Source organism: Dactylosporangium fulvum (assembly GCF_025137375.1).
GTDB classification, from domain to species: Bacteria; Actinomycetota; Actinomycetes; order Mycobacteriales; family Micromonosporaceae; genus Dactylosporangium; species Dactylosporangium fulvum.
The window spans coordinates 4,041,484-4,066,378 of the sequence record NZ_CP073720.1 but is presented as its reverse complement, the minus strand read 5'-3'; the positions used below and the strand labels follow the sequence as shown (position 1 = coordinate 4,066,378).

The window sequence follows — 24,895 nt, the reverse complement described above, 5'->3', positions numbered from 1 at the left end:
AGGGGCGGCGTCAGCCTAGCGACCCGGTACGACAAAAATGGAGCCGTGCTGCATCTGAGGGTCATCAGCCCGCTCGAGCTGACGGAGAAGCCTGACGCGCTCTCCTGGGTCGTCGGCTTCTTCGCGGGTGTCCGCACCCTGCTCGTCCAGCGCTGGTGGTGGCGTCGTCGTGTCTGACCTGCGCACCGCCCTCGACGCGGTCCTGGCGGACGTGCCGCCCGCGCGGCTGGCGGACTCGGTGCGGCGGCTCATCGCCGACTACCGCGGCGGGCGCCCGGCCGAGGAGCCGCTGCTGCGGAACATGGTGGATGCGACGGCCTACGCGGCGTACCGGATGCCCGCGACCCATGCCGCCGTCACCGCCGCGCTGCGGCACCTGCCGCCGATCGGGCCGCGGAGCCTGCTCGACCTCGGTGGCGGCACAGGCGCGGCGGCCTGGGCGGTGGCGGACGTCTTCGGCACCGTCGGCACGACGATCCTCGACCAGGTGCCGGAGGCGCTGAAGCTCGGTCAGCGGATCGCGAAGGGCCGCCTGGAGGCGGACTGGCGGCAGTGGCGGCTCGGTGACGAAGCGCCGGACGAGGCCGATCTCGTGACGGTGTCGTACGTGCTGACGGAGCTGACGGAGGAGGACCAGCGCTCGCTCGTCGGGCTGGCCGCCGGGGCGGCACGGCAGGCCTTGGTCGTCGTCGAGCCGGGGACTCCCCAGGGGTACCGCCGGATCCTCACGGTGCGGGACCAGCTCCTCGCGGCGGGGTGGACGGTCGCGGCGCCCTGCCCGCACCAGCTCGCCTGCGGCATGCGGGGCCGGGACTGGTGTCACTTCTCGGCCCGGGTCAACCGCTCGGCGCTGCACCGGCGGCTGAAGGACGCGCAGCTGGGCCACGAGGACGAGAAGTTCTCGTTCGTCGCCGCGACCCGCACGCCGAGCGGGACGGAGGGCCGGATCGTGCGGCATCCCACGTTCCGTAAGGGACTCGTCACGATGCAGGTGTGCCGGGAGGACACCGTCGTCGGGCCGGTGCTGGTGTCCAAGCGGGAGGGGTCGCGGTACAAGGCGGCCAGAGACGCCGAGTGGGGCGACCGATGGCCGCCCCACTCGTCAGGTTCCGAACCGGACTAGACCTGGTCCGCCACGAAGGTCGAGACGTAGGCCAGCGCCGCGTTCCAGTTGATGGTCAGCTCGTTCGTCGACCACGACTTGATGTCGTCGATATAGCACAACTGCGGCTTGCAGCCGCGCAGCTGGGCCGACGCGACCTCGTCCTGCAGCTGCGAGTTCGGTCCACCGGCGAGGGTGCCGCGCGGCGGGTTCGGCAGCTTCGGGTCGAGCTGGTTCGCGTACCAGCGGCTGTGCTGGTTCTTCGACGCCTTCTCGCCGTAGCCGGTGACGTACGACTGGTTCAGCGCGTTGCGGCCGAACAGGTAGTCCATGCCGGACAGCACGCCGTCGCGGTACTTCTGCTCACCGGTCAGGTCGAACGCGGCCGCGACGACGGCCAGGTTGTTGAGCATCTGGGCGTTGGAGGCCCAGTCGTAGCCGCCGTTGGGCGCGTAGGCCTGGCCGTACGCCTGCTCGGACACGATCTTCAGGTGCCGGTCGGCACCCGCCACGACGGACTCGCGCACCCGCTCCCGGTCCGGGAGCTTGTTGTCGATCGTGGCCAGGTCGAGCCGGCCGAGCGCGGCGGTGTTCTGCCAGTCGAAGGCGCGGTCGAAGACGTCGGCCTGGTGCACCGTCGAGTCCGTCACGTCCCCGGCGTACTGCTTGTCGCCCGTGGTGATGTAGAGCTCCGCGGCGGCCCAGTAGAACTCGTCGGAGACGTTGGTGTCGCCGTAGGCGCCGCCGCCGACGCCGTCGGAGTCCGGCGCGTACATGGTCGGGTTGGCCTTGGCGGCCGCGTACGCCTTCTTCGCCGCTCCGAGCAGCTTCTCGGAGTAGGCCTTGTCGTACTGGGCGAAGACCCGGGCGCCCTGCGCGGCGGCCGCCGCCAGGTTCAGGGTCGCCGCGGTCGACGGCGGGCGCAGCTGGCGCTGCTCGGTGTCCGCCGCCGGATCCATCGGCAGCCCGGTCCAGGCCACGTCGTGGATCTTGTGGTGGGCCATGCCGGCGAGCTGCTCACCGTCCGGCACCTGCATCTTCATGAGGAAGTCGAGTTCCCAGCGCGCCTCGTCGAGCACGTCCGGGGTCTCGCCGCCCGTCTCGGGGATGCGCAGCGCACGGGCCTGCGCCGCCTTCGGCGAACGCTCGTAGCTGCTCATCAGCTGGGCGACGGAGATGCCGCCGTTGACGACGTACTTGCCGTGGTCGCCGGCGTCGTACCAGCCGCCCGTGACGTCGAGCGTGTAGTCGCAGCTGCCCGGGGCGCACGGGACCTTCGTGTCGCCGCCGTTGGCGGTGTCGGCGGTGTGGCCGGCCTTGCGGCCGTAGCCGGGCGCGATGTCGTTGGAGATCTCAATGCCGCTGCGCTGCGGGTAGAAGAACGACAGCGAGTCGATGCCCAGCTGCTTGTACGCCTTCGGGTCCAGGTCGAAGGGCAGGCTCGCCTTGCCGTCGACCTCCAGCGTGTAGGTGTTGCCGGTTCCGCGGTACGAGCTGAAGTCCACCACGTGGGTGTTCTGGCCCGAGCTGTCGTCCATGCCGTGCGGCTCGGACTCACCGGACGCGACGACCTTGCCGGCCTTGTCCTTCAGTTCCCACTTCAGCGGCTGTTGGGAGTCGGAGATGACCGTGGCCCGCTTCGGGCCGTCCGGCAGGTAGCCGACCTGGTTGACCCGGACAGGGGTGTCCGGGATCTGGTCCGGCGTGGCCGGGAACGCGTAAGCGCTGCCGTCGTTGGCACCACCGGTTCCGGGCAGGCCGCTGTCACGGCCGGCGAAGGCGATGGGCAGTGCCACCGCGGGGATCGCCACGATCGCCGCAATGGCGGCCAATCGGGCTTTTCGCGAAAGGACAGGCAGGCGCACCAGCTCTCCTTTGGATCGGGTGAGGGAGGTAGCGCGGCATCCCGACTCCCAGGGGAGAAATCGGGTGATTGGCCACGCGTTTGGGCGAAGCTACCGATCCAAAGAAGGGAAGAAAAGGACATAAACCCCTGAATGTGATCCGGGTCACAATCGGGAATGGGGTTTGGCACATTTCCTCCTACAGTTGTAGGAAGACCTGGTCAGCGCCCTGTTGATGTCGTGGTGGCGGCAGGCCGGAGCCCGCCGGAGAGGGTCTCGAAGGCCGTATCGACGAACTCACCCAGCTCGCGGCCCGCGGGGTCGAACGCCCAGCGGAACACGGCCACCCGGAGCGCGGCGGTCACCGCGGCAGCCAGGAGCATCGGATAACCGTCGTCGGCGGAGGCTCCGACCCGGGCCGCGACCGCCGCCGCCATCCCGCGCTCGGCCTCGGCACCGGCGGCGACGAGCGACGGCAGCAGCTGCCGGTTGGCCATCACGACGTTGAGCCGCAGCAGCCACAGCTCACGGTCGGCCTGCATCCGCGCGACGGCGGGCCGCAGCGCGACGCGCACGGCGGCCAGTGGCGGATCCCCGGCCGGCACCGCCGCGAGCAGCTCGGCGAACTCGCCCGGCGACACGAAGTGATCGCCGGTGAGCGGCTCCTCCTTCGTCGCGAAGTAGTTGAAGAAGGTGCGGGTCGAGACGCCGACCGTGGCGCAGACGTCCTCGACCGTCGTGTGCTCGAGCCCCCGCCCGGCGACCATCTCGAGCGCCGCGACCATCAGGGCGTGACGGGTCTGCTGCTTCTTGCGCTCCCGCAGGCCGCCCGACTCGGTCACGATGCGAATATGCCAAATTTCTTCACGATGTGCAAGTTTGCATGCTGTGAAAGTACACGTATATGCCTTGCGAGGCATATACTCGGCCGGAGCCGACGAGGACTGGAGGAGCCATGTTCGATCCCGGACCGCCCGCCGAGGTGGGATACGGCCAGGCCGACGACGGGCGCTGGGTGCTGCGGTTCGTCCGCGACCTGCGCCACCCGCCGGAGAAGGTCTGGCGGACCCTGACCGTGCCGGACCTGCTCGCGAAGTGGGCACCGTTCACCGCCGACCGGGACCTCGGCAGCACGGGGCCGGCGACGCTGACCATGATCGACGGCGACGAGACCGTGCCGCTGGCCACGGAGGTGCGGTCGGCCGAGCCGCCGAAGCTGCTGGCCTACAGCTGGGGCGACGACCTCCTGCGGTGGGAGCTCTCCCCCGCCGGCGACGGGACGCGGCTGACACTGTGGCACACCCTGGCCGACCGGGACTTCGTGCCGAAGGTCGCGGCCGGCTGGCACCAGTGCGTGCGCGTCATGGAGCTGATGCTCGACGACACGCCGCACCCGCCGGTGCGGGGCCAGGCCGCCCTGAACTACGGCTGGGCCGAGCTCGAGGCGTCCTACCGCAAGACCCTCGACCTCTGACCGAGCACTCTACACGGCATGTATACACATCATGTATACATGCCGTGTAGAGTGCTCGGCATGTCCATCAGCCAAGCGTTCCTGGGGCTGCTCGAGGCCCACCCCCGGCATGGTTACGACCTGAAGCGCGCCTATGACGAGCGCTTCGGCGCCGACCGGCCGCTCGCCTACGGGCAGGTCTACGCCACACTTTCCCGCCTGCTGAAGCACGGCCTCGTGATCGTCGACGGCGTCGAGCCCGGTGAGGGACCGGACCGCAAGCGATACGCGATCACCCCGGCCGGCATCGCCGACGTCGAGCGGTGGCTCGGGCAGCCGGAGAAGCCCGAGCCCTATCTGCAGAGCACCCTCTACACCAAGGTGATCCTGGCGCTGCTGACCGGCCGGCCCGCCGCCGAGATCCTCGACACCCAGCGCTCCGAGCACCTGCGGCTGATGCGCGAGCTGACCCGCCGCAAGGCCGCCGGAGACCTGGCCGACCAGCTCGTGTGCGACCACGCCCTGTTCCACCTCGAGGCCGACCTGCGCTGGCTGGAGCTGACCGCCGCCCGCCTCGACGAGCTGGCGGGGACGGTGCGCTCATGACGCCGCCCACAACGCCGCTGCTGTCGGCCGAGAACCTGACGAAGACGTTCGGCACCACGCCGGCCCTCGCGGGCGCGTCGATGTCGATCGCGCCCGGCGAGATCGTCGCCGTCATGGGGCCGTCCGGCTCGGGCAAGTCGACGCTGCTGCACTGCCTCGCGGGCATCGTGCGGCCCGACTCGGGCGTGGTGCGCTACCGCGACCGCGAGCTGTCGGCCATGTCCGACGCCGGGCGTAGCGCCCTGCGGCGCGGCGAGTTCGGGTTCGTGTTTCAGTTCGGGCAGCTGGTGCCCGAGCTCACCTGCCTGGAGAACGTCGCCCTGCCGCTGCGGCTGGACGGCATGCGGCGCCGGGAGGCGCAGCGCCGGGCCGCCGGATGGCTGGACCGGCTGGAGATCGACGACGTGGCCGGGAAGCGCCCCGGCGAGGTGTCCGGCGGGCAGGGGCAGCGGGTCGCGGTGGCCCGGGCGCTCGTCACCGGCGCGCGGGTGGTGTTCGCCGACGAGCCGACGGGGGCGCTCGACTCGCTCAACGGCGAGCGGGTCATGAAGCTGCTCACCGCCGCGGCACGGGAGAACGGCGCGGCCGTGGTCCTGGTGACCCACGAGCCGCGGGTCGCCGCCTGGTCCGACCGGGAGGTCGTGGTCCGCGACGGCAAGGCCCTCGACCTGGAGCGGGTCGCATGAGGCTCACCCGCGCGCGGCGCTGGATCTCGGAGGTCGGGCTCGGTGCCCGGCTCGCCCTCGGTGGCGGGCGGGAAGGGCTGCTGCGCACCGGCCTGACGGCCGTCGGGGTCGCACTGGGCGTGACCGTGCTGCTGCTGGCGGCCTCGGTGCCGACGATACTGTCGGGAAGGACGGCGCGCGACCAGGCACGGAACGACACCTATTACGGCGTCGTCACGCCGCGGTCCGACCGCATCGTGCGCTCACTGTCTGTCGAGGACTCCTTCCGCGGGCACCCCGTCCGCGGAAGGTTCGTCCAGCCGGAGGGCGCGCATCCGGTCCTGCCGCCCGGCGTTCGGTCGCTCCCGCCGGCCGGTTCGATGCTCGTCTCCCCCGCCATGAAGCAGCTCCTCGACTCGCCCGACGGCGCGCTGCTGCGCGAGCGCTACCCCGCGCGGATCGCCGGCACGATCGGCCAGGCGGGGCTCATCGGCCCCAACGAGCTGGTGTTCATCGCGGTCCGCGACAATCTGAGCACCGATGTGTTGGGCGTGCGCCGCCTGGATTCGTACGGGACACCGCCCATCGGGGATCGAGATCCGCTCAGCCCGCTTCTGCTACTGCTCGTCGTCGTCATCGTCGTTGTCCTACTCATGCCGGTGGCGATGTTCGTCGCGGCGGCCACCCGGTTCGGCGGCGAGCAGCGCGACCGGCGGCTCGCCGCGGTCCGGCTGGTCGGCGCCGACGCAGCCATGACGCACCGGATCGCGGCCGGCGAGGCGGTCGTCAGCGCCTCGCTCGGCGTGCTGCTCGGCGGCGGGTTATTCTTCCTCGCCGGCCGGGCGCTCGCCGAGCGGTTCGAGGTCGCGGGGATCAGTGTGTTCACCACCGACGTGCGCCCGGTGCCGGTGCTGGCCGCCCTGATCGTCGTGGCCGTGCCGCTGGCCGCGCTCGCCGTGACCCTGCTCGCGCTGCGCCGGGTCGTCGTCGAGCCGCTCGGCGTGGTCCGGCGGGCCGCGGCACGCACCAAGCGCCGGCTGTGGTGGCGGATCATCGTGCCGGTCGCCGGGCTGGGCATGCTCGCCCCGCTGTCCGGGGCGGACGGCGCCGAGTTCAACCCGAGGCGAGCCGTCGGGGGCGTCGTGCTGCTCCTGCTCGGCGTCGCTGTCCTGCTGCCGTGGCTCTTCGACCGGCTGGTCGGCCGGTTCGGCGGCGCCGGCGGCCTGTCGTGGCAGCTGGCGGTGCGGCGGCTGCAGCTCGCCGGCGGCAGCACGGTGCGCGCCGTCAACACCATCGCCGTCGCCGCGGCGGGCACGATCGCCCTGCAGATGCTGTTCGCGGCGGCGCAGGCCGAATACACGAGACCCACCGGGGCGGACCTGAGCCGCGCGCAGGCGATCACGTTCGTCACCGACTCCCCGGTGGGGCCGGTCCGCAGCCCTGCCGACATCGACGCCGCGCTGCGCTCGGCCCGCGGGGTGACCGGCGTCAGCACCTATCGGGAGGAGTGGGGCCGCCTCGGCGAGGACGACTACCAGTACCGGGTGCTGATCGGTGACTGCGCGGCCCTGCGCGACCTGGCCGACCTGCCGGACTGCGCCGACGGTGACGCGTTCCTCGTCGGCGCGCCGGATCTGGCGGGCAAGGTGCTCACGCTCGGCGACTCGTCCGACGGTCCGCGGTGGACCGTTCCGGTCGCGCGGCCCGCCACGACGCATTCCGATTCGTTGAGCAACCGACGCGGGGTGCTCGTCACCCCGTCGGTGGCGCCGCCGGTGCCGGCCCACGCCAGATACGAGTCTCTGGTCCGCCTCGACACCGGCGACCCGGACGTCCAGGAGCGCCTGCGCACCGCGGCCATGCGGGTGAGCCCGACGATGGGCGTGGCGATCCTGGAGAGGCAGAAGACCACCTCCAGGTTCGCCGGCATCCGCAACGGCCTCTACGCGAGCGCGGCGGTGACCCTGCTGCTCGTCGGCCTGAGCCTGCTCGTGTCGACCCTGGAGCAGCTGCGCGAGCGCCGGCGCACACTCGCGGCGCTGGTGGCGTTCGGCGCGCGGCGCGGGACGATCGGCTGGTCGATCCTGTGGCAGACCGCCGTGCCCGTGGCGCTGGGGCTGGGGCTCGCCGCCGTGCTGGGAGTCTGCCTCGGGGCGGTCCTGCTGCGGATCGTCGCCGTGCCGATCCGGCTGGACTGGGCGAGCATCGCCTCCGTCAGCGGGATCTCGGCCGGGGTGGTGCTGCTGGTGACGGTCGCCAGCATGCCGGCCCTGTGGCGCTTGATGCGCCCCGACGGGTTGCGTTTCGAGTAGGGCGGGACGGCTCGGACAGGCGGTTCAGGCGAGCCGGTCGCGCACCCAGCGCGCCAGCTCGCCGGCGGTCTCGGCCGGGGTGCCGGCGTCGGTCCGGACCGACGTCGGCACGGTCCGGCGCAAGTGGGCGGCGAAGTCGAGGTGCCGGTCGACCGCCCGCTCGCGCCACTTCGGCCGGGCCTCCAGCCGCGCCCGGCGGACGTCGTCGGCGCAGTCCAGGACGGCGAAGTGCAGGTCGGTCAGCCAGCGGCGGCCGGGCAGGTCGTCGAGCTGCTCCGGGGTGAACGGGCCGACGAGCACGGTGGGCCGGCCGCTCTGCGCGGCGCCGTGCGCGACGCTCAGCCACGCGTCCCGGAACGCGGGCCAGTCGACGTCACCGAACTCGCAGGCCCGGCGGAACGGGCCGATCAGCCAGTCGACGTCGAAGACCATGCAGTCGGCCAGCGCCGCGGTCAGGTGCGGCAGAACCGTCGTCTTGCCCGAGCCGGACGCGCCGGTGACCACAAACAGCGGCAGCCGCCGGGCCGGGCGCCGCGCCCCGCAGACCGGGCAGACAGCCTCATCACCGACGGGCGCCATGACGGTCGCCACCTCACACTGCTCGCAATAGTGCACAAAATCGATTGTCCAACCCGCCGGGTGAGGGCCGTCCGCCCGGGATCGGCGACGGTGGGGCCGTGCGTCGCACCACGGTTGCCGTCCTGCTCGCCGCCGGCCTGCCCCTGAGCACTCTGCTCGGCGGGTGCACCTCCGAGGAGCCAGCCGCCAAGGTGGTCAAATCACCCGTAACCGACCCCACGGACTTCCACCACGGGCCGGCCGACACCTCGTCGAGTGGTGACGCGCTCGTGGACGTGTCGACGCTCGCGCGGCACTTCGAGGTGCCGTGGGGCATCACCTTCCTGCCCGACGGCGGCGCCGTGGTCACCGAGCGGCAGACGCGGCGGGTCCTGCTGGTCGGGCCGGGCCGGCAGCCGAACGGCGACCTGACCGTCCGGCCCGTGGGGCGGATCGTCGAGGCGACCGCCGACAACGAGGGCGGCCTGCTGGGCATCGCCGCGTCGCCGGACTACCGCACCGACCGGACGCTGTTTGTGTACTACACGACCCGCGACGACAACCGGATCGCGAAGATGCGGCTCGGCGGGCGCCCGCACCCGATCGTCACGGGCATCCCGAAGAGCGGCATCCACGACGGCGGCCGGCTCGCGTTCGGCCCCGACGGCTACCTCTACGCCAGCACCGGCGAGGCGTCGCACACCGAGAGCTCGCAGAGCCTCCACAGCCTCGGCGGCAAGACCCTGCGGATGACCACCGCGGGCAAGCCGGCACCGGGGAACCCGTTCCCGGGCTCACTCATCTGGTCGTACGGTCACCGCAACCCCGAGGGCCTCGCCTGGGACGGCGACGGGAACATGTACTCGACCGAGATCGGCGAGGCGGTCTGGGACGAGCTCAACGTGATCCGGCCGGGCAGGAACTACGGCTGGCCGAGGATCGAGGGCATCAAGGGCACGCCGGGGTTCGTCGACCCGGCGGCGGCCTGGCGCCCCGAGGTCGGCGTCAGCGCGGGCGTCGCGATCACCGGGAACACCGCCGTGATCACGTGCCTGCGCGGCCAGCGCATCTACCTCGTCACCCTCGACAGCACGGTCGCCCGCAACGTCAGCGCCGGAGAGGACGGGCCGGTCTCCGGCCCCGAGACGGGCACCATCCGCTGGCGCCCGCGGGCCGGCGTGACGTCCCGCCCGATCGAGGCGCTGACCGGGAAGTACGGCCGCCTGCGCACGGCGATCACGGCCCCGGACGGCAGCGTCTGGATGATGACCTCGAACCGCGACGGCCGTAGGCCCGGCGGCCCGGACGTCGACGACGACCGGATCCTGCGCCTGACGCTGCGCCCCCGGTGAAGCCGCGCCTCCGGTGAACACGCCCGGCCGGTGCTCGACGGCCGCCGAGGGTCGGCGTCCGGCGACCGCGAGCTGACCCGGACGGCACTCGACGACCGTCAGCCGACCAGGCGGCTGAAGAAGTCACCGAATCCCGTGCCGATGCGCGCGATCCCCCCGATCAGGCCCCGCACCACGCGTGCGGCGGCGTCCGGGCGGAACGCGACGAAATAGACGATGAACACCCCGGTGGCGTACATCAGCGTCTTCTTCAGTGTCATCAGGTGCCCCGTGCATGATCCGACCGGCCATTTACCGGTCGGCCAGCTACCCGTTCGTCACCAACCTAACCCGCACAGGGCGAAAGATTGGGCGACTCAGCGCGATCGGGGCAGCGCCGGCAGCTGCGGCCGTGACCAGGCGGGATCGGGGCGGAAGTCGCACCGGCTGCCGTCGAACGGGAAGCGGCCCGCCTCGAGGGCCGCCACGACCCGCAGCCCCTCGGCGCGGATCAAAGGCCGCCTCCGCGGTCGTCGTCGGCGACCACGGTGGCGGCCTGTGCCCAGCTCAGGTGCGGGCCTCGGTAGTACCGCCGGTCCACGTTCCGGCCGGGCATGAACACAGCGGCATGGTACGGCCTGTCAGAGCGTGCCCGCGAGCTCCGCCGGGGTGTGCTCGACGCCACCGCACCAGACGCGGGTGATCGAACGGGTGGCCCGGATGTCGTGCAGCGGGTCACCGTCGACGAGGACCAGGTCGGCGCGGTGGCCGGGCTCGATCGCGCCGCGGTCGATGAGTCCGAAGTGGATGGCCGGCAGCACCGTCGCGGCGCGCAGCGCGTCGAGTGCGGAGAGCCCGGCGTCGACGAGCAGTTCCAGTTCGTGGTGGAGGCTGTCGCCGTGGCTCGGATGCGCCGGCGCCTCGGGGGTGGAGTTCGCGTCGGTGCCCGCCAGGATCGGCACCCCGGCGCGGTAGGCGATGCTGACGCTGTCGCGGGCCGCCGCGTAGCTGGCACCCGGGTAGAGTGCGCCGGACTGCGCCGACGCCGCCACCACGCCCTCCATCATGGTGAGCGTCGGGATCAGCTCCTGGCCGTCGATCGCCATCCGGTCCGCGGCGTCGCGTCCCAGCGGCTGGTCCAGCGGCGCGTGCGTGAGGATGTCCACGCCGGCCCGCAGCGCCTTGGCCACCGCCTCGCCCGATGTGACATGGGCGACGACCTGCCGGCTGCGCCGGTGGGTGGCGGTGACGAGCGCGTTGAGCGTCGCCTGGTCGTGGCTGGGCTCCGGGTCACTGATAATGATCTTGAGATAGTCGGAGCCCTCGGCGAGCCGTCCGGCCACGAAGCGTTCCGCCTCCTCGACGCCGTTCACGACGCCGCGCTCGCCGAGGACGGGGATGCGGGTGTGCCACGACCCGGGGGCGATGGCGGGGATGCCGGCGCTGCGGATGTCGGTGAGCCCGCGGGAGATCCGCAGGGCCTCGACGAGCTCGGGCGGCCCGCAGGCCATGTCGAGCGCGGTGGTGACCCCGAAACGCGCCAGCCGCTCGAGCGTGGTCCGCCGGTCGAGGTGCACGTGGGCGTCGATCAGCCCCGGCAACGCGACCGCGCCTTCGCCGTCGACGACGCGGGGCTCACCCGTACCGCCGCCGAACCGCTCCCCGTCGATGACAATGGTGTCCGGCGGATGCAGTTGCCTGCCGTCGAAGACCCGGACGTTGCGCACTTCGGTCCGCATGCGCCGAAGATGCCCCGGAGACCGCCGACAAACCTTTTCCCACCCCCACCCTTTGTGTGTTGATCATGGACTCGGAGCACACCGCCCCGCGGGTCAGCAAACCCCTGGTGGCACGCAGGTCAAGCGCCTCGACAAGCTGAAACTCTCACGACTGCTGATCCGGCACGTACTGCCTGAGCGCCACCTCGGTCCCCGCGGCGATCTCGTCCGCGGTGGCGGTGCCGGAGGCCTCGACGGCCGCGATCCAGGCCTGGACGGAGTGCCTGTTGAACTCCACGACCTCCGGGGAGTTCGCCGCCGCGACCGGGTCGCCGACGGCCTCGTCACGAAGGAACAGCCCGAGCCCCATGGTCCCGCCGTCCCAGCCGGGGCCGACAAAAAGCGCACCCGCGCCGCTGCCGGCCATCTCGATCGGCACGGTGTGCTCGAGCACAAATTCGGTGCGGTCGTTCGCCGTGCCGGACAGCCGCACCTCGACCAGGCTGTTCGGCGCGCCGAAGGTGACCTTGAACCGTCGCGGCCGCTCACACTCCAGGACGTCGCCGCCGGCGTTGCCCTCCAGCTGGAATGCACCGCCGGGGCGCAGGTCGCCGCTGATCGGCATGAACCAGCGTTTGATGCGGTCGGGGTCGGTGAGCGCGTCCCAGACGTCCTCCACGTCGGCGTCGTAGGTGCGCCTGACCACGACGCTGACGACCTCACCGCTCCCGGCCGGCCGTCTGACCACGTCGCGATGGATGGCACTGATCTCGTTGACGATGTCGATCATCCGTCTTTCCTCTCTCGCTCCTGCTCATGTTTGCGGCGCCGTTCGCGTTTGCCCCGGGCCAACTCGGTTGCCAGGGCGTCAAGGTGCCGGTTCCAGAACCCGCGGAACCGCTCCAGCCACATGTCGACCTCCCGCAGCGGCTCGGCGTCGACGGCGTAGAGGCGGCGGGTCCCCTCGGCGCGGACCGTCGTGAAGCCGCTCTCCCGCAGCACCCGCAGGTGCTGGGAGACCGCCGGCTGGGAGATGCCGAACTCCTCCTGGATGACCGCGGTGATCGCACCGGAGGTCTGCTCACCGTCGGCGAGCAACTCGAGGATCCGGCGCCGCACCGGGTCGCCCAGGATGTCGAACGCGTGCATGAACCAAGAATTACAGCCTCGACTTATATAAGTCAAGGCTTAATAAGGACGACACGCTGACGGGGGTGACTGCCGGTGATCCGCACTGCCCGCCCGGTATGTTGACGCGCGTGAGGAGGGGCCAATCGCTCATCGCACTCGCCGTCGCGCTCGCGGTCGGCGGGTGGCTGCTGGCCTCGAGACCGGCGCGTCAGCCCGTACCGTCGCAGCAACCGGCGGCGCTGAGAACCGTGACGCAGCAACCGGGCACCGTCCCGGCGCGACTCGCCGACGGCACGCGGTACACGCCGGTGTTCTACGCCGACGCGACCACGTCGGTGGGCACCGTGCCCACGACCGACGGGTCCGCCGAGCGACTCATGCTGTGGTCGGCAGGCGCCGAGCGGGAGCTGCGGCGCATCCCGCAGGCGCGGTACCCGCAGTTCCTCGGGTTCACGGTCGCCGACGGCATGCTCTACTGGGCCGAGTCGACGGCGACACCCGAGGGCCCGTACGAGACCCGGCTCTGGCGTGCCGGCCTCACCGGCACCACGCCGGCGGCGTCGCTCACCGCGGACACCGGCGCCGCCGTCTTCTTCGACTCACAGTTCGACCTCGTCGTCGCCGACGGCCGGCTGCACTGGATCGCCGCCCCGCCGGACGAGTCCGAACAGACCGAGCTGCGCAGCGTGGCACTCGCCGGCGGAACGGTCACCGTCGAGCGTTTTCCCGGACGGTACCGCTGGACGACGTGGCCCTGGCTGCAGAGCGCCGATCAGCAGGGCGGCCCGCTGCGGCTGGTCAACAAGGCGACCGGCGAACGCCGCACCGTCACGACCAGCTCCGCCGAGACGGCGAGCTGCACCCCCGCCTGGTGCCGGTCCCTGGTGCAGACCCCCGACGGCAACAACCTGCTCGACGTGATGCGCCCGGACGGCAGCGAACGGCGCCGCATCCCCGGCGACGTCAACGCGGTCACCGTCGACGTGGGCCTGGTGGACCGCTTCGAGCTGGTCACCGACCTGGACGGGCAGAAGCTGCGCCTGCTCGCTTACGACCTGCGGTCCGGCGCGCTGACCGTCCTCGCCACCGACGTCGGCGTGGTCACCGCGCGGGGCTGCGTGGTGTGGTGGTCGCCCACCCCGCGCGATCCGGAGACGTGGTACGCGCTGGACCTGCGAACGCTGACCTAGATCTCGTGCCTAGACCTCGTGGTGCCGGCGCTCGTCGCCGGCCTCGGGGGCCTCGGGCACCTGGGTGTCCTCGGCGTCCTGTGGCACGCTGATCACCCATGCGCCTGACCCCCGCCACCGAGGCCGACGTCGACACCATGGTCGACATCCACCGGGAGGCCCGCGAGACGTACTATCGCGGCGTCGTCCCCGACACGGTCCTCAACAACACCGCCGACCTGCACGCCGCGTACCTCGACAGCGTCCGGGATCCGCGGCGCACGGTCCTCATCGCCGACGGCGCCGGATTCCTGTCCCTGGGACTCGCCTTCGACCGGACCGCGCCGGACACGGTCGCGCAGCTCGTGGGGTTGTACGTCCGGCCGGCCGACTGGGGGCGCGGCGTGGGCGGTGCGCTGCACGACGCCGGGCTCGCCGCCTGGCGGGCCGCCGGGGTGGCGGTCGGCCACCTCGAGGTGTGGGCCGGCAACAAGCGTGCGGCCGCGTTCTACGCCCGCCGCGGGTGGCGGGCCGACGGGCACCGCCGCGAGGGGCCGGGCGGGCTCGACCACGTCCGGCTCGTGCTACCGCTCGGCGGCTAACGGCTCGCGCTCCGGGACCGCTTCGAGCGGGTTCCGGAGCAGCCCGGCGAAGGCCAGCTCGGCGGCGCCGATCAGGGTCGTGTCGTCGGCGAGGGCGGAGATGCGCAGCTTGACGCGCTCGCGGGACACGGCGAGCACATGATCGGCGATGCGCACCCGCACGTGGGCGGCCGACCCGAGGTACACCTCCCGGAGCATGCCGCCGAAGATGACCACACCGGGGTTGAAGAGGTTGATCAGGTTCGCCACGCCGATGCCGAGCCAGTCGCCGACGTGACGCAGCGCGTCCCGAGCGGCCTCCTCACCGCGGTCGGCGGCGTCGACGACGGACCGGACCGCGTCCCAGCCGAACATGTCGGCGGGGCGGCCGGCGGCCTCGAGGAGTGCCCGCTCGCCGACCTCGGCCTCCAGGCAACCGCGCGAGCCGCACATGCACGGCCGGCCGTTGTACGGGTTGACGACCATGTGCCCGACCTCGCACGCGTAGCCGGCCTCGCCGTCGAGCAGCGCGCCGCCGACGATGATGCCACCCCCGACGCCGGAGTCGCCGTGCAGGTAGATGAGGTTCCGGGCGCCGATCCCCGCGCCGCGCAGCTGCTCGGCCCGCGCGCCCAGGTGGGCCTCGTTGCCGACGGCCACCGGCAGGCCGAGACCGAGCCGGCGGCCGAGTTCCGCGCCGAACGCCTGGTCGACCCAGCCCATGTCGGGCCCATACCGCACCATGCCGTCGCCGGGGCGGATCATCCCGCAGTACGAGGCGCCGATGCCCGCGCACACGGTGCCCGGCGGGGCGGTCGCGTGGAGCCGGCGACCGAACCCGGCGAGGACCCGCACCACGCTGTCGAGGTCGGCCCCGGCCCGCTGGCGGACGGTCTCCACGCGGTCGAGCACGACCCCGCCGAGGCCGACCCGCGCGGCGACCAGCCGGTCGACGGCGACGTCGAAGGCCAGCACGTACACCCGGTCGGACTCCGGCCGCACGACGAGCGACGGCCGGCCGGCCTTGCCGGTGCCGACGGGCAGCTCCTCCCGCACCAGTCCCGCGGCCACCAGCTCGGCGGTCAGCCCCATGATCGTGCTGCGGTTGAGCCCCGTGCGCTCGGCGAGCTCGGCGCGGGAGACGGCACCGTCGAGGTGGACGTGACGCAGGAGGGTGCCGAGGTTCCGGCGGCGGATCTCCTCTTGGAGCCGCCCGGACTCGGCGGTCGTCCGGGTGTCTGGCATGGCGCAAACATACCGACCCCGCCGATGCACGGCAGTATGTGATGATCGGTCGCCGTGGCTACGCTCATGCTGATCTGCGGCCTTCCCGGCGCGGGCAAGACGACGCTGGCGCGCCGCCTGGCCGCGGCGCTGCCGGCTGTCCGGTTGTGCCCGGACGAGTGGTTGACCGACCTGGGCCTGGACCTGTTCGACGAGCCGGTGCGGGAGCGGCTGGAGCACCGGTTCAAGACGCTGGCGCTGGAGCTGGTCGGCCTGGGCCAGTCGGTCATCCTGGAGTTCGGCTTCTGGGCGCGCGGCGAGCGGGACGAGCTCCGGTCGGCGGCCCGTGCGCTGGGTGCGAAGGTGGAGCTGCACTTTCTCGACGAGCCGCTGGAGGAGCTGGCCCGCCGTACGGCCGCACGTGGCGAGCCGGTGATCGACCTCGAGATGCTGCGTGAATTCGCGACGGTGTTCGAGCAGCCGACGGCCGAGGAGCTCGCGCTGTTCGACGGGTGCGCCTGTCCGCCGGCGGCTTCCGCGGACATTTCGGACATCATGGTGCAATGACGTTCGTCAATGCATTGGCTTTCTCATGATCCCGGAGAGTTGTGGTACCCCACGCGACACAAAGTCTTCGGGATCATGTGGGACCGGCTCGAATCGCCTCGATGCCGGTCGATGGAATCCCAGCATTTGAGCAACGGGATGACTCGCGCGGCCGGGAGCGGACCACGATCCTGCACCTCCCAGCCGCGCGGGCTTCCGGGCCTCCCCGGCTGGGCGCCGCTGGAGGCGATCGGGCACACTCTCGCGCACGACGACGCTGCGTGCAACGGCGGTCACGTGCCGATCGGCATCGCGTCGAGCATCCGCGTCCCGGCCCTGCTCCTCGGCGGCGGGGCGAGCCCGCAGGTGCTGCAGGGCGGCGCGTGGGCCGCCGCCGAGGCGATCCCGGGCGCCGCGCACCGCACACTCGACGGGCAGACCCACGACGTCGCCCCGGCCGCGCCGGCGCCCGTGCTGGTGGAGTTCCTGCTGGCGGAGGCCCAGTAGACTCGGCGGGCATGACGACCCTGACCCGCCGCATCGCCCGTCACAGCATTGTGGTCACCGCCGCCATTGTCCTGGGCCTCGGCGCCCTCACCGCCTGCAGCACCGATAACGTCGACTGCACGACCAACGCCTGCACGGTCACGTTCGACCGCGGGGTGAATGCCGAGTCGTCGGTGCTCGGCGTCGACGTGAAGCTCGTCGAGGTGGACAACGGCGTGGTCAAGCTCGACGTGGCCGGGACGACGGTGAGCGTGCCGGTCGACGGCACCGCGGAGGCCGAGGGCTTCGACATCACCGTGCAGAAGGTGACGGACGAGGAGGTCGTCGTCCGAATCCAGACCGGCTGACCGCCGGCGGACGTCGAAGGCGCCGCCGGTGTGCCGGCGGCATGGTGGGAACAGCGAAAATGCCCAGCCGGCGCACCAGCACGCGCGGACGGCAGGCGAAGGCCCGCAGGCCGCGCCGCGCGTGCAGGGCGCGGACCAGCTCGTGGTCCCCCTCCAGAGTGGCGACACCGATGCGTGGGCCGACACCCGCGGGGAAGCACCGGCTCGACGGGTGCGGCAGCCGGTCCGGCCACCGTGCAACCGTGTTGTCGTGGCTGGCGGACGTCGGCCCGGAGGCCGGAGCCGCTGTCGACGACCCCGACGCGCCCCGCAGACCGTCCAGTGTGGACACGGGTGCCCTCATCCGTTGGTGCCGGGCTGCCACGACCTGGCTCCGTCTGGCGTGTCGCCACCCGGCCGGTGCAGGATCGGCGGATGGTTGGTCACCCCGCTGTTCGTGCCGCCCGGACCGCGTATGCCCGCGGCGACGTCCTCTTCCAGTATGTTCTGGCACTCAGCACGCAGTCTGGTCCGGTGCCGGCGGGGCTTTCGAGGCCGATATCCATCGACGAGGGGAATCAGGTCCTGAACGCGGTCGCGGCCGCCGGCTGGGAGCTGGTCACCGCGTCGGCGTTCGGCAGGCCGGACAGCGCGACCGCCGATGTGATGTACGTATGGCGTCGCCGCTGATCGGCCAGCGAATCTCACCGCCGGCTCCAGCATCTTCGTCGTTACGAGCAGCATCACCGCGGTACGCAGGTGGTCCAGGTCGCTGGCGGCCGCGGTGATTGCGGCGAACTCGTCCTCGCGCTGACGCGGCTCACCGGGTGGCCTTCACGTCGACGTCGGGCCGGAATCCCAGCCGGTACCGCAGCGGCATCGGGCCCAGCAACTGGAACTCTGACGCGCCGGTTACGGCTGGCAGCCGGTCCGGGTCGCCGAACGAGTCGGGTTTCTCCACCTCGACGTCGACGAAGATGCGGTCCCACTGCGGGTCTTCGGGCACGAAATCACTGATCGGCTCGCCCCGGACGATCAACGTCCCGATCGCGGTGGCGATCCGGTCGCCGGACTTCAGGCTTCCTGGCTTCACGATGTTCCTCGACGGCATTGGCGACGATGGCTTCGTTGGTGAGCGCGTTCGCGGCGATCGTACAGGCGGCGCGGATGTTGTCGATCGGGTTGGGCAGGTGTACGCCGCGAGCTGCGCAGACGCTAGGGCCGCGACGGGGCCGGTTCGGGCTCGGCCAGTGACGCGTTGGCCCAGCGCAGCGCGGCGAGCAGGTCATCGCCGAGATCGGCGCCGCCGGCGATCCGGCATTGGTAGCTGCGCACCGCGGCCAGCACCGCACCGAGCTCGCCGCGCTCGCGGACCACGGCCTCGGCGACCTCGTCGGTGAGCGGCAATTGGTCGGCGAGCGCGTGCGCCGACCCGCCGAGCAGATCCCCGACGGCCGAGATCAGGCCGACCGTGAACGCGGTCGGTCCGTCCACGCCGCGCCGCTCGGCGAGTGTCTGGCACATGCGGGCCCGCACGACGGCGTCGGTCAGCACCGACTCGTCGCCGTCGGCGAGGTCCGCGACCATCATGAGTGTCGCCCACTGCCGCACCTGCGGGACGCCCAGCAGTACGACCGCCTGGAAGATCGACGAGACGGGCTGTTTGAGGCCGTGGGAGGCGGCGTTGACCCCGCGCAGGACCCGCACTGCGAGCGCCGGGTCGCGCTCGATCGCCGCCACGACGCGGTCCAGCTGAACGTCGCCGGCGGCGAGTTCGGTGAGCAGGCGCAGCCGGGCCAGCCGGGTCGGCGTGAGCGCGCGGGTGGTGACCAGGTCCGGGCGGCTCAGCGCGTGGCCCTGGAAGAGCTGGAAGTGCAGCCGCCGGGCCAGGTCGAACAGCTCGAGGGTCTCCACGCGCTGCGCGACGAGCCGGATCCGGCGATGGCGGCGGCACTGCGCGACGATGGCGGCGATCGCCTTCCGGTCGCCGCGCAGCTCCTCGGCGATCATGTCGATCTTGACGTGGTGGGCGTAGGGCAGCAGACGGGCCCGCGAGCCGGCGCCGGTGAAGTCGTCGACGGTCAGCCGGTGCCCCTGCTCGGCCAGCGCCGCGACCCCGGCGAGCACCTCGTCGTCGACCTCGACACCGGCCATGATCTCCAGGCCGACCCGGCCGGGCGGGAACGGCAGCGGCAGCTCGCCGACGAGGAACTCGCGGGTCAGGTTGACGAAGCAGAGCTTGTCGCCGACCAGCTCCTCGATCCCGAACGCGGTGAACGCCTCGACGATGACCCGGCTGGTGGCGGCGCTGTCGCGGACCGTGGCGTGGTGCGCCTCGGGGCCGTCGCGGAACAGCAGCTCGTAGCCGGCGACGTGCCCCCGGTTGTCGTAGAGCGCCTGGCGGCCGATGTGTACGGGTCGCGTGCTGTCCACATCCGGGTCTATCGGCCGCGGAGCGCCGGAGTGAAGGCACCGGCCGGAAACGCTACCGGTCGCCGCCGCAGGGGCCGACGATGCGGCCGGTGTACGCGACGGCGTCGAGGTACGCCCGTGCGGTGTCCTCGACGGGCAGCGGCGCCGCAAGGAGCATCGGCAGGTCGGAGGCCTCGTACGCGGCGACCAGCGACAGCAGCTCGCCGAGTGGCCCCGCTCCGTCGACCAGTGCCCCGGTCACCTCGTGGCTGAGCGAGAGCCGCACCGTGAGCTCGGCCGCCGGCTGGCCGAGCAGCTCCGCGACGGCGGACACCAGCCCGACGGTGAAGGCGGCCTCCGGCGGCAGCTCCATCCGCGCCGCGATGTTCTGGCACATGCGGGCCCGGGTGATGGCGCCGGACAGCTGCTGGGTGCCGGGGTCGTCCAGGTCGCTGACGAGCATGAGCGTCGCCCAGTCGCGGAGCCGGTCGACGCCGAGCAGCAGCACCGCCTCGTGCACCGACGACACCTTGACCGGCAGCCCGAGAGCGTCGGCGTTCGCGGCCGCCATGAGCCGCAGGCTGAGCGCCGGGTCGCTGGTGACCAGGCCGACCACGCGGTTGAGCGGGATGCTGGGCCCGACGAGCAGGCTGAGCAGCTCGACCCGGGCCAGCCGGGACGGCGACAGCGCCGCCGCGCTCACCACCTGGGGGCGGCCCAGGACGTACCCCTGGAAGTGGTCGAACCCGAGCTCCCGCGCCCGGGAGAGGTGTTCGGGGGTCTCCAGCCGTTCGGCGACCAGCTGGAGGTGGTGGTACCTGCGGCAGCGCGCGACCGTCGCCGCGAGCGCCTCGTCCGGCGTTCCCAGCACGTCGATCTTGACGTAGGCGGCGAGCTCCAGCAGCGGCTCGTGCCCGAGCCCGAACACGTAGTCGTCGAGCGCGATGCGGAACCCCTGCCCGGCGAGCCCGGCGACGGCCGCGACCACATCGTCGTCGAGCTCGACGGTCTCGAGGATCTCCAGGACCACCTGATCGCGGTCGAAGGGCAGCGGCAGGTCGCCGACGAGGAACTCCCGCGTCAGGTTGACGAAGCACAGGCAGCGGCCGCAGAGCGACTCGATCCCGATCTCGGTGAACGCGGTGATGAGCACCCGGCTGGTGGCGAAGGCCCCGCGCTCGTCGGCCTGCACCGCCCCGGCGTCGCCGCGGAAGAGCAGCTCGTAGCCGTGGACGTCACCGTGCCGGTCGAAGATCGGCTGACGTCCGACGTGTACGGCGCCGGATGGGCGGAACATACCGCACTCATCGACCCGGTGACGGCGACGATGACAACTTCGGCGCGGAAACTTTACGCGGTGCCCGCCAGGGCGTGGACCTTCCAGCCGAGATCGGGGAAGCCGGCGGCGACGGCGACGTGCGCGCTGGCCGTGTTGGAGGGATCGTGCAGGTAGATCGGCACGGCGCCGCTCGCGACGATGTGCCGGGCCGCCCGCGCGACGATCCGCCGCGCCAGCCCCCGGCCGCGTGCCCGCTCCTCGGTCCCGACGGAGATTTCGATCCCGGACACGTCGTGCGGCTTGAGTCCGACGCCGGCGACGTACTCCCCGTCCTCCCGCACGACGAGGACCGCACCGGGGAACGGCCGCAGCCAGTCCGGCAGCCCGGGAGCGTCGGACGGCTCCCACTCCCCGGCGTCGGGCAGCGCCGCGGGCGCCTCCGACCACCGGAACACCCCGGTGAAGCAGCGCTGCTCCGGCCGCCCGACGAGCGCCGGCAGCTCGGCGGCGAGGACCGCCTCGGTGGCGGCGGGGTCGAGGCCGGCGACCAGCGCCGCGACGGCGTCGCGGCTGGCGGGCGGCACGGACAGGACCCCGTTGCCGTCCGCGTCGGTCACCCCGAGGGCGAACTGCTCGCCCCCGTCCCATCGGGGCTTCTCACGGGCCGGGTGCCCGACGACGAGGAGCCCACCCGGGGACGGCCAACTACCGAGCCAAGCGCGCAGGAACGTCGTCAGCACCTGTGCATCTTAGGCACTCGATCCATTTCGCGCGGAGCCCGCCGCCGCGGGTCAGCCGACCGTTGACGTCAGCCCGTTGTCATCAGCTGGCGGTAGTCGGACGGCAGCTGGGACAGCGCGTGCCGGACGTGCCCGCCGTCGGGCAGCCGCTCGAGGCCGCTGAGGATGGCGCCGACCCCGCGGCTGACGTCGTTCTCGTTGAGGCCGGTGCGCTCGCTGAGCCGGCGGATGAACTGCTGCAACGGCACGGGGCGGGACCGCCCGTCGTGCCGGGGCAGGTGGCCGGCGAGGTCGGCGGGCAATTCGAGGGCGAGTCCTTTGACCTCTCCGCCGCTGATCTGGTTGCCCACCTCTTCCAGCGTGCCCCGGACCAGGTCGGCGGCCTCCTCCTTGGCCAGGCCGGCGCGCTGCGCGACCGCTGCGGCGAATTCCCGCTCGTCCATGGTGCTCCCCTTCCGGCCGGGTGTCAGGCCCCATGCTGGTGGCGCCCGGTCCGGTCCCCGTCCCTCCCGGAGGGTGATTCGCGGGTCAGCCGGGCGGGGCGGGCCTGCGCACCAGCAGCACCACCCGCGCCTTGTGGAACTCGTGCACCTCCACCACGTCGAACATCGAGCGCAGCACGGCGGCCTTCGTCCCGGTCAGCTCGGTCAGCGGATCCCGGCCCACCGCCGTCGTCACCAGCCACACCCGCGCGGTGCCGGCCACACACTCCGCGGCCTCGGGGCACTCCGTGCCCTCGTACCGGCCGGTGGCCGACCCCGGGGTCTGGAGGAAGACGTCGCGCGGCCGCGGCCGGTCCCGCAACTCGTAGTCGAACAGGTCCCGGCCGTAGTACTGCGACTCCACCCCGCCGAAGGCCACACCGTCACCGGACCGCTGGCGCTGCGCCACCAGCATCGTCGCCGAGTGGAGGTCCGGGCGTCCGTCGGTCGGGCTCTGCCGCACCTGTCGCTGGCCCGGCAGCCCGGCGGCGGTGACCGCGGCGACCAGCACGAGCACCCCGGCCACGCGGACCGTGGCCGGGCCGCGCAACTGCCGGAGCGCCGCGTGCACCCCGGCCGCCGCGAGGATCGCCAGCGCCGGGAGCGTGAACAGGTAGTACCGCGGCAGGAACAGGTGCAGCCAGGGGAAGGTGGCCATGCCGAGCACGGGCGGCAGGACCGCCCACACCGCCAGGAACGTGGCGTCGGCACGGGTCGCCGGCCGCGACAGCCCCGCCAGGAGTCCGATCGCCGCGGCCGTCCACACGATCACCGCGACGGCCGCCGACATGAGCAGCTCCGCCGGATAGGCCAGCACCTCGTCGACGCCCATCCGGATCCACGAGATCGCGCCCGACTGGCGTTGCCCGAGCCACAGCATCGGCGTGGCGGCCAGCGCGCCCAGGAACGCCGGCAGCGGCCACACCGGCGCGTCGTCGTCCGGTCTGGACCGCACCGCTCGCCGGTACAAAACCCAGTGGGCGACCAGCGTCAGCAGCGTGACGACGTGGAGCATGGCGGCGCCGGTGACGGCCACGCCGTACCAGGTCCAGCGGGCCGGGGTCGGCTCGTCGTACGCGCGCAGGAGCAGCAGGGTCGTGAGCGCGACCGCGGCGGTGACGAACCCGTAGACGGAGATCTCGCCGGCGAACCTCGACACCGACGGCGTCGCCGCCAGCAGCAGGCCGGCGCCCATGCCCACGGCCGGGCCGAAGAGCCGGCGGCCGACGAGGGCCGTCGCGGCCGCGGCGACGACCAGTGCGGCCAGCGACGGCAGTCGCAGCGCGGTCAGCGAGTCGCCGGCGACCGCCGTCCACAGGTGCAGGCCGGCGAAGTACAACCCCTTGACCATGTCGATCGTGGTGAGCAGCCGCCACAGGTCCGGCCACGACAGCTGGGCCGCGTGGACCGCGGCGACCTCGTTCTGCCAGATCGTGCGGTCACCGATGCCGGCCCAGCCGACGACCGCGGTCGCGGCGGCGGGCACGGCGGCCACGACGACCGGCGTCCATCGCTGCCGCCGGCGGCGCCCGGCGGCGAACGGCAACTCGACCGTCGGATGGTCGAAGGGGAAGGGAGTTGCCTGCCTGGGGAGGTGATCGGGCAGGGTTGAACGCACGGTGGGGCCCGCCTTCCGGAACGCGTCGTGCGGCGCCCGGCACAGGGGCGCCGTCTCAGTGATTCGCGCGGAGTTCCACCGGCCACAACCGACGGCGGGCGGACGTCGCGTGGCGGTGCGGCTCGACTGTGCTCGGGGGCCCCGGGCGCCGCAACCGGTTCGCCTGCGGATCACCCGGCGTTCCCCCGGCCGAGGTCGTCCGAACGGACCGGGGCGGGGGGACAACAGTCGCTAACCGGGCACTGCGGCGATCGGAGACTTCCGCTATGTTGCTCGCCATGCGTGGGTGGCCCGTTGGGCTGGCTCTGTGGCTGCTGTTGCTGGCGGTCGTCGAGACGGTCGGCTTCGTCGAGGTGTGGCGGTTCTTCGTGCAGACCGAGCACGGGCAGCTGCTCGACTACGTCGCGCTGACGGGCAACAGCATCGGCCGCGCACGGGTCGAGAGCGTCGTGCACAACACGCTCAACGGGATCTCCGTGCTGTCGCTGACCGTGGCGACGATCGTCATCGGGTTCATCGCCCTCGCCCGGCGCCGGGTCGCCCTGGCCGTCGGGGCGGTGCTGCTGATCGGCGGGGCCAACGCGACCACCCAGCTGCTCAAGGCGGTCATCTACCGGCCCGACCTCGGCGTCGACGTGGAGCGGGCGGCCGTCGGCAACAGCCTGCCCAGCGGGCACACCACTATCGCGGCGTCGGTGGCGGTGGCGTTCGTGCTCGTCCTACCGGCCAAGGCGCGCGGGCCGGGTGCGCTCGTCGCCGCGCTGTTCGCCGCCCTGGCCGGGGTCGCGACACTGTCCGCGGGGTGGCACCGGCCGAGCGACGCGGTCGCCGCGCTGCTCATCGTCGGCGCGTGGGCGGCGGTGACCGGGCTGTTCATCGTGCTGGCGCAGCGGCGGCACGGCGGCGTCGAGTACGGTCCGCCGAGCACCTACATGACGCTGTTCCTGGCGCTGCTCTCCCTGGGTCTGCTCGCGGGTGCGGGGCTGGCCCTGTACGTCACGGACGACGCCCTCGCGACCGCCGTCGAGGACCTCAGCCGGCGCCGGCTGTTCGCGGCGTACGCGGGGGGAGCGCTCGGCATCGCCGGCACCGCGGGCCTGATGGTGGCGTCGGTCCTGGCCACGGTGCACCGGGTCGTGCCGCAGGTCGTCCCGCCCGACCCGGAGGAGACCGATGCCGCCGAGCCGCCGACGGTCCGCCTGCACGTCGCCGAGGGGCCGCCGCCCGACGACCCCTCGGAGCGGACCGTCAAGCTGTAACGCGCTCGCGCCGCGGCCCGGCCTCGGTCATG

The 24,895-nt window shown here is 72.5% G+C and carries 29 protein-coding genes; 14 read left to right on the top strand and 15 right to left on the bottom strand.

Going from position 1 to position 24,895, the window contains the following annotated elements; all coding sequences use genetic code 11:
• Window positions 1-45: 45 nt before the first annotated feature.
• Both Dfulv_RS19265 and Dfulv_RS19260 read left to right on the top strand, forming a co-directional pair.
• Window positions 46-177: a hypothetical protein gene (locus Dfulv_RS19265; protein ID WP_259865382.1), complete on the top strand. Its 132-nt coding sequence runs from the start codon at window positions 46-48 to the stop codon at window positions 175-177.
• On the top strand, window positions 170-1,123 hold the full coding sequence (locus Dfulv_RS19260; protein ID WP_259865379.1) for a small ribosomal subunit Rsm22 family protein: 954 nt from the start codon (window positions 170-172) through the stop codon (window positions 1,121-1,123). The genes Dfulv_RS19265 and Dfulv_RS19260 overlap by 8 nt, the downstream gene beginning before the upstream one ends.
• On the opposite strand, the gene Dfulv_RS19255 is transcribed toward Dfulv_RS19260, so the two are convergent.
• Together Dfulv_RS19255 and Dfulv_RS19250 are read right to left on the bottom strand one after the other, a co-directional pair.
• A complete protein-coding gene (locus tag Dfulv_RS19255) occupies window positions 1,120-2,967 on the bottom strand; it encodes a glycoside hydrolase family 9 protein (protein ID WP_319805808.1) in 1,848 nt (615 codons plus the stop codon). The genes Dfulv_RS19260 and Dfulv_RS19255 overlap by 4 nt on opposite strands.
• A gap of 200 nt (window positions 2,968-3,167) precedes the next feature.
• Window positions 3,168-3,788, bottom strand: coding sequence for a TetR/AcrR family transcriptional regulator (locus Dfulv_RS19250; RefSeq protein ID WP_259865378.1), 621 nt, complete (start codon window positions 3,786-3,788; stop codon window positions 3,168-3,170).
• 113 nt (window positions 3,789-3,901) lie between these two features.
• On the opposite strand from Dfulv_RS19250, the gene Dfulv_RS19245 reads away from it, so the two are divergent.
• From Dfulv_RS19245 to Dfulv_RS19230, 4 genes are read left to right on the top strand one after another with little or no spacing between them, the layout of a single operon-like run.
• Window positions 3,902-4,420: an SRPBCC family protein gene (locus tag Dfulv_RS19245; protein ID WP_259865377.1), complete on the top strand. Its 519-nt coding sequence runs from the start codon at window positions 3,902-3,904 to the stop codon at window positions 4,418-4,420.
• Window positions 4,421-4,480: 60 nt separating this feature from the next.
• Window positions 4,481-5,005, top strand: coding sequence for a PadR family transcriptional regulator (locus tag Dfulv_RS19240; protein ID WP_259865376.1), 525 nt, complete (start codon window positions 4,481-4,483; stop codon window positions 5,003-5,005).
• Complete coding sequence (locus tag Dfulv_RS19235; RefSeq protein WP_259865374.1) at window positions 5,002-5,691, top strand: ABC transporter ATP-binding protein; 690 nt, start codon at window positions 5,002-5,004, stop codon at window positions 5,689-5,691. The genes Dfulv_RS19240 and Dfulv_RS19235 overlap by 4 nt, the downstream gene beginning before the upstream one ends.
• Window positions 5,688-7,982 carry an FtsX-like permease family protein gene (locus Dfulv_RS19230; RefSeq protein WP_259865373.1) on the top strand — a complete coding sequence of 765 codons (2,295 nt, stop codon included), beginning with the start codon at window positions 5,688-5,690 and terminating at the stop codon, window positions 7,980-7,982. Before Dfulv_RS19235 ends, Dfulv_RS19230 begins: the two co-directional genes overlap by 4 nt.
• A 24-nt stretch (window positions 7,983-8,006) precedes the next feature.
• On the opposite strand, the gene Dfulv_RS19225 is transcribed toward Dfulv_RS19230, so the two are convergent.
• On the bottom strand, window positions 8,007-8,573 hold the full coding sequence (locus tag Dfulv_RS19225; RefSeq protein ID WP_259865370.1) for an AAA family ATPase: 567 nt from the start codon (window positions 8,571-8,573) through the stop codon (window positions 8,007-8,009).
• 86 nt (window positions 8,574-8,659) lie between these two features.
• On the opposite strand from Dfulv_RS19225, the gene Dfulv_RS19220 reads away from it, so the two are divergent.
• A complete protein-coding gene (locus Dfulv_RS19220) occupies window positions 8,660-9,892 on the top strand; it encodes a PQQ-dependent sugar dehydrogenase (protein ID WP_259865368.1) in 1,233 nt (410 codons plus the stop codon).
• A 98-nt stretch (window positions 9,893-9,990) separates the two neighbouring features.
• On the opposite strand, the gene Dfulv_RS19215 is transcribed toward Dfulv_RS19220, so the two are convergent.
• The 5 genes from Dfulv_RS19215 to Dfulv_RS19195 all read right to left on the bottom strand — a co-directional run bounded on the left by Dfulv_RS19215 (window position 9,991) and on the right by Dfulv_RS19195 (window position 12,738).
• Window positions 9,991-10,152, bottom strand: a complete 162-nt coding sequence (locus Dfulv_RS19215) for a hypothetical protein (protein ID WP_259865366.1) — start codon at window positions 10,150-10,152, stop codon at window positions 9,991-9,993.
• A gap of 96 nt (window positions 10,153-10,248) precedes the next feature.
• A complete protein-coding gene (locus Dfulv_RS19210; protein ID WP_319805807.1) occupies window positions 10,249-10,386 on the bottom strand; it encodes a hypothetical protein in 138 nt (45 codons plus the stop codon).
• 126 nt (window positions 10,387-10,512) lie between these two features.
• Entirely contained in the window at window positions 10,513-11,610 is a 1,098-nt protein-coding gene (locus tag Dfulv_RS19205; protein WP_259865364.1) for an amidohydrolase family protein, read from the bottom strand.
• A gap of 145 nt (window positions 11,611-11,755) precedes the next feature.
• Window positions 11,756-12,379: an SRPBCC family protein gene (locus Dfulv_RS19200; RefSeq protein ID WP_259865363.1), complete on the bottom strand. Its 624-nt coding sequence runs from the start codon at window positions 12,377-12,379 to the stop codon at window positions 11,756-11,758.
• Window positions 12,376-12,738 carry an ArsR/SmtB family transcription factor gene (locus Dfulv_RS19195; RefSeq protein ID WP_259865362.1) on the bottom strand — a complete coding sequence of 121 codons (363 nt, stop codon included), beginning with the start codon at window positions 12,736-12,738 and terminating at the stop codon, window positions 12,376-12,378. The genes Dfulv_RS19200 and Dfulv_RS19195 overlap by 4 nt, the downstream gene beginning before the upstream one ends.
• Window positions 12,739-12,848: 110 nt before the next feature.
• On the opposite strand from Dfulv_RS19195, the gene Dfulv_RS19190 reads away from it, so the two are divergent.
• Together Dfulv_RS19190 and Dfulv_RS19185 are read left to right on the top strand one after the other, a co-directional pair.
• The gene (locus Dfulv_RS19190) at window positions 12,849-13,910 is read left to right on the top strand and encodes a hypothetical protein (RefSeq protein WP_259865361.1); all 1,062 of its coding nucleotides are present in this window, start codon (window positions 12,849-12,851) and stop codon (window positions 13,908-13,910) included.
• Between the two features lie 98 nt (window positions 13,911-14,008).
• The gene (locus Dfulv_RS19185; RefSeq protein WP_259865360.1) at window positions 14,009-14,491 is read left to right on the top strand and encodes a GNAT family N-acetyltransferase; all 483 of its coding nucleotides are present in this window, start codon (window positions 14,009-14,011) and stop codon (window positions 14,489-14,491) included.
• On the opposite strand, the gene Dfulv_RS19180 is transcribed toward Dfulv_RS19185, so the two are convergent.
• On the bottom strand, window positions 14,474-15,715 hold the full coding sequence (locus tag Dfulv_RS19180) for an ROK family transcriptional regulator (RefSeq protein WP_259865359.1): 1,242 nt from the start codon (window positions 15,713-15,715) through the stop codon (window positions 14,474-14,476). The genes Dfulv_RS19185 and Dfulv_RS19180 overlap by 18 nt on opposite strands.
• A 54-nt stretch (window positions 15,716-15,769) precedes the next feature.
• Between Dfulv_RS19180 and Dfulv_RS19175 the strand changes: the two genes are divergently transcribed.
• The 4 genes from Dfulv_RS19175 to Dfulv_RS19160 all read left to right on the top strand — a co-directional run bounded on the left by Dfulv_RS19175 (window position 15,770) and on the right by Dfulv_RS19160 (window position 17,763).
• Window positions 15,770-16,261, top strand: a complete 492-nt coding sequence (locus Dfulv_RS19175; protein WP_259865358.1) for an AAA family ATPase — start codon at window positions 15,770-15,772, stop codon at window positions 16,259-16,261.
• 138 nt (window positions 16,262-16,399) lie between these two features.
• Window positions 16,400-16,747, top strand: a complete 348-nt coding sequence (locus tag Dfulv_RS19170) for a hypothetical protein (RefSeq protein ID WP_259865357.1) — start codon at window positions 16,400-16,402, stop codon at window positions 16,745-16,747.
• A gap of 11 nt (window positions 16,748-16,758) precedes the next feature.
• Window positions 16,759-17,094 (top strand): hypothetical protein, encoded by a 336-nt coding sequence (locus tag Dfulv_RS19165; RefSeq protein WP_259865356.1) that lies wholly within the window; start codon window positions 16,759-16,761, stop codon window positions 17,092-17,094.
• A gap of 414 nt (window positions 17,095-17,508) precedes the next feature.
• Window positions 17,509-17,763: a hypothetical protein gene (locus Dfulv_RS19160; RefSeq protein ID WP_259865355.1), complete on the top strand. Its 255-nt coding sequence runs from the start codon at window positions 17,509-17,511 to the stop codon at window positions 17,761-17,763.
• Between the two features lie 130 nt (window positions 17,764-17,893).
• Here Dfulv_RS19160 and Dfulv_RS19155 read toward each other — a convergent pair whose 3' ends face one another.
• The 6 genes from Dfulv_RS19155 to Dfulv_RS19130 all read right to left on the bottom strand — a co-directional run bounded on the left by Dfulv_RS19155 (window position 17,894) and on the right by Dfulv_RS19130 (window position 23,604).
• The gene (locus Dfulv_RS19155) at window positions 17,894-18,166 is read right to left on the bottom strand and encodes a hypothetical protein (RefSeq protein WP_259865354.1); all 273 of its coding nucleotides are present in this window, start codon (window positions 18,164-18,166) and stop codon (window positions 17,894-17,896) included.
• Between the two features lie 122 nt (window positions 18,167-18,288).
• Window positions 18,289-19,506, bottom strand: a complete 1,218-nt coding sequence (locus Dfulv_RS19150; RefSeq protein ID WP_259865353.1) for an EAL and HDOD domain-containing protein — start codon at window positions 19,504-19,506, stop codon at window positions 18,289-18,291.
• 52 nt (window positions 19,507-19,558) lie between these two features.
• A complete protein-coding gene (locus Dfulv_RS19145; RefSeq protein ID WP_259865352.1) occupies window positions 19,559-20,782 on the bottom strand; it encodes an EAL and HDOD domain-containing protein in 1,224 nt (407 codons plus the stop codon).
• Window positions 20,783-20,835: 53 nt separating this feature from the next.
• Window positions 20,836-21,504, bottom strand: a complete 669-nt coding sequence (locus Dfulv_RS19140; RefSeq protein WP_259865351.1) for a GNAT family N-acetyltransferase — start codon at window positions 21,502-21,504, stop codon at window positions 20,836-20,838.
• A gap of 68 nt (window positions 21,505-21,572) precedes the next feature.
• Window positions 21,573-21,947 carry a DUF2267 domain-containing protein gene (locus tag Dfulv_RS19135; protein ID WP_259865349.1) on the bottom strand — a complete coding sequence of 125 codons (375 nt, stop codon included), beginning with the start codon at window positions 21,945-21,947 and terminating at the stop codon, window positions 21,573-21,575.
• A gap of 85 nt (window positions 21,948-22,032) precedes the next feature.
• On the bottom strand, window positions 22,033-23,604 hold the full coding sequence (locus tag Dfulv_RS19130; RefSeq protein ID WP_259865347.1) for a glycosyltransferase family 39 protein: 1,572 nt from the start codon (window positions 23,602-23,604) through the stop codon (window positions 22,033-22,035).
• A 278-nt stretch (window positions 23,605-23,882) separates the two neighbouring features.
• Between Dfulv_RS19130 and Dfulv_RS19125 the strand changes: the two genes are divergently transcribed.
• Complete coding sequence (locus tag Dfulv_RS19125; RefSeq protein WP_259865345.1) at window positions 23,883-24,863, top strand: phosphatase PAP2 family protein; 981 nt, start codon at window positions 23,883-23,885, stop codon at window positions 24,861-24,863.
• The last annotated feature ends 32 nt before the right edge of the window (window positions 24,864-24,895 follow it).